Source organism: Streptomyces spongiae (genome assembly GCF_009377185.1).
GTDB classification, from domain to species: Bacteria; Actinomycetota; Actinomycetes; order Streptomycetales; family Streptomycetaceae; genus Streptomyces; species Streptomyces spongiae.
In genome coordinates this window covers 1-3,299 of record NZ_VJZC01000834.1, presented here as the reverse complement: position 1 = coordinate 3,299, position 3,299 = coordinate 1, and the positions used below count along the sequence as shown (strand labels likewise).

The window sequence follows — 3,299 nt, the reverse complement described above, 5'->3', positions numbered from 1 at the left end:
GACTGGGGGCCGGTGGGTCCGGGTGCCGGGCTGCTCTCCCGCTCTGGTGTCCGTTCGGGGCAGGGAAGCAGCGGGCAGGGAAGCAGCGGGCAGGGGATCACGTGTCCAGTGAGAGTGCGTTCTTGGCGTGCGCGAGGGATGCCTCGGAGGCGGGTCCGCCGGGATTCTCGGTGGCCAGGGCCTGGTTGAGGATGACGAAGGGGCGCATCCGCTGCTCGTAGCGGGAGTACGCGGCGCGGTGGTCGCCCTGCGCTTGGGCAAGGCAGTCAGCCAGCACGTGGGCGCCCACGAGGGCAAGGCTGGTGCCCTGCCCCGAGAGGGGCGAGGGGCAGTAGCCGGCGTCACCGAGCAGGGCCACCCTGCCCCGTGACCAGTGGTCCATACGAATCTGGGCCATGGCGTCGCAGTAGAAGTCGGGCGCGGCTCCGGCGGCCTTGGCCAGGCGGGCTCCTTCCCACCGCAGAGACGCGAGCCTGTCGACGACGAGTCGGCGCAGGGCGTCGCCGCCGCGGAGGTCGTCGGCGAGAGGGGCGGACATGAAGCCGAAGGCGATCCTGAGCTCGGTGTTGTCGCGTACGGGCATGATGCCGAAGCCCGCGCCGCCGTCCCGCAGCCACACTTGCCAGTGGTCCAGTGCGAGGAAGTTGTCCGCGCTGAACACCGAGAGGTAACTGCCCAGGTGGTGGGCGAAGTGCTCCTCGGGGCCGAAGGCGAGGCGCCGTACGGCCGAGTGCAGGCCGTCGGCCCCGATCACGAGATCGAAGGTGCGGGAAGCCGCGTGCGCGAAGTCGACGCGGACGCCGGTCTCCTCCTCGTCGAGTGCGGTGATGCTGTCGCCGAAGACGTACTCGACGTCAGCGCGCGTGTGTTCGTACGCCATCCGCACCAGGTCCTCGCGCAGCAGCTCGATGTCGTCGCTGTCGAGCCGGCCGCTGCTGAAGGTCGCCTCGGTGGAGCGGTGGATCTCCTGGCCGTCGGGGGCGAGGATCGACATGCCGCGCATCCGGGTGCGTACGCGTCGTGCCTGCTCCAACAGGCCCATCCGCTCGACGACGTCGAGGGCGGTGCCGCGGATGTCCACGGCCTGGCCACCGGGGCGTGGGCCCGGAGCACGTTCGACGACGGTGGTCCTGAAGCCGTGGCGGTGAAGCCAGTAGGCGAGCACGGGCCCGGCGATTCCGCCGCCGGAGATGAGAACGGTCTGCATGGGTAAGCTCCTTCCGTACGCTGTACGCAGCCTGAACGTACGACGTACGCGCAGCCCCTTCAACTGGCCAAAGGGAGAGACTGCACTAGGACAGGCGCCCTCCAGTCGGCGTCCTCGCCGCTAGCCTCTGCACTAGTACAGACCAGGAAGGCAGCAGGGTGTGACGAAGCCCACAGATGTATCCGAACAGCCGCCCTATCTGCGCATCGTCGCCGGAATCCGCCAGCGCATCATCGACGGCGAACTGGGCCCCGGTGACCGGGTTCCCTCGATCCGTCAGATCGCCAGGGAATGGGGCGTCGCACTCGCCACCGCCACCAGGGCCGTGACCACCCTGCGCCTTGAGGGACTTGTCGAGACCCGCCCCCGGACCGGGACCGTGGTCGCCGGGACCACTCCAGCCAGACCGCCCCGCAGGCACTCGTCCCCCGCACCGGCCTCCGCACCGGCCTCCGCCGCGGCCTCCGAGCAGGAGCTGACCCTCGAACGGATCGTCCGCACAGCCATCGACATCGCCGATGCCGAAGGGCTGTCAGCGCTCTCCATGCGCGGCGTCGCGGCGCGGCTCGGCGTCGCCGCCATGTCGCCCTACCGGTATGTCCCCAGCAAGGACGATCTCATCCTGCTCATGGCCGACACGGCGTTCGGCGAGGAGACCTACCCCGCCGACGCCCCCGAAGAGTGGCGCTCCCGCATCGAACTGGGCGCTCGGACCCTCTGGACCCTCTACCGCAGACACCCGTGGCTGGCCCAGATCGGCTCTCTCACCCGCCCCTTGGTCGTGCCCCATCTGATGGTCCACGCCGAATGGATGCTGGGAGCCCTCGACGGCCACGGGCTCGATCCCACCACGCTGTTCGACATCCACGTACTCCTCTACAGCCACACTCAGGGTCTGGCCGTACAGCTGGAGTGGGAGGCGCACGCCGAAGCCTCCACGGGCCAGTCGGAAGACCAGTGGATGGACAGTCGCGCTCCCGCCCTTCAGGGACTGGTGGAATCCGGCCGCTTCCCGACCTTCGCCAAGGTGGTCGGAGCCTTCGACGACGGCTATGACCTGCGTCTCGACGTTCTTTTCGAATTCGGCCTCAAGGCACTCCTCGACGGCCTGACCCCCATCGTCGAAGGTCAGGAACCCGTCGCGTAGGGCCGCGTTGTCAGTGGTGCGTGGGATCCTGTGGGAGATGGCCAGAAAGACTGCGAATGACGACCCTCTCGCCCCGGTCACGGTTGCCGTGGGCCAGGAGGACCTCCTGCTCGACCGTGCCGTGCAGGAGGTGGTGGCCGCCGCGAAGGCCGCCGACGCCGACACGGACGTACGTGACCTGGCCCCGGACCAGTTGCAGCCCGGGACGCTCGCCGAGCTGACGAGTCCGTCGCTCTTCGCGGAGCGGAAGGTCGTGGTCGTACGCAACGCGCAGGATCTCTCCGCCGACACGGCCAAGGACGTGAAGGCGTATATCGGGGCGCCCGCCGAGGAGATCACCCTCGTGCTGGTGCACGCTGGCGGAGCCAAGGGGAAGGGGCTGCTGGACGCGGCGCGCAAGGCGGGGGCGCGGGAGGTGGCGTGCCCGAAGATGACGAAACCGGCGGAGCGGCTGGGCTTCGTGCGGGGTGAGTTCCGGACGCTGGGGCGCTCCGCCACGCCCGAGGCGTGCCAGGCGCTCGTGGATGCGATCGGGAGTGATCTGCGGGAGCTCGCGTCCGCGGTGTCGCAGCTGGTCGCGGACGTCGAGGGGACGATCGACGATGCCGTGGTCGGGCGGTACTACACCGGGCGGGCCGAGGCGTCGAGTTTCGAGGTGGCGGACCGTGCGGTGGAGGGGCGGGCCGCGGAGGCGCTGGAGGCGTTGCGGTGGTCTCTGGCGACCGGGGTCGCGCCCGTGCTGATCACCAGTGCGCTCGCTCAGGGGGTACGGGCCATCGGGAAGCTGTCCTCGGCGCGGGGTGGACGGCCGGCCGATCTCGCGCGGGAGTTGGGGATGCCGCCGTGGAAGATCGACCGGGTGCGGCAGCAGATGCGGGGGTGGACGCCGGATGGGGTGGCGGTCGCCCTGCGGGCGGTCGCCGAGGCCGACGCGGGGGTCAAGGG

General features: G+C 70.1%; 3 protein-coding genes. 2 read left to right on the top strand and 1 reads right to left on the bottom strand.

Going from position 1 to position 3,299, the window contains the following annotated elements; genetic code table 11:
• Positions 1-97 precede the first annotated feature (97 nt).
• Positions 98-1,207: an FAD-dependent monooxygenase gene (locus tag FNH08_RS47495; RefSeq protein WP_152778115.1), complete on the bottom strand. Its 1,110-nt coding sequence runs from the start codon at positions 1,205-1,207 to the stop codon at positions 98-100.
• 160 nt (positions 1,208-1,367) lie between these two features.
• On the opposite strand from FNH08_RS47495, the gene FNH08_RS47490 reads away from it, so the two are divergent.
• Both FNH08_RS47490 and holA read left to right on the top strand, forming a co-directional pair.
• Positions 1,368-2,354: a TetR/AcrR family transcriptional regulator C-terminal domain-containing protein gene (locus tag FNH08_RS47490; RefSeq protein WP_322726585.1), complete on the top strand. Its 987-nt coding sequence runs from the start codon at positions 1,368-1,370 to the stop codon at positions 2,352-2,354.
• 37 nt (positions 2,355-2,391) lie between these two features.
• The coding region (gene holA, locus FNH08_RS47485) for a DNA polymerase III subunit delta (RefSeq protein WP_152778114.1) at positions 2,392-3,299 on the top strand (908 nt) is incomplete at its 3' end.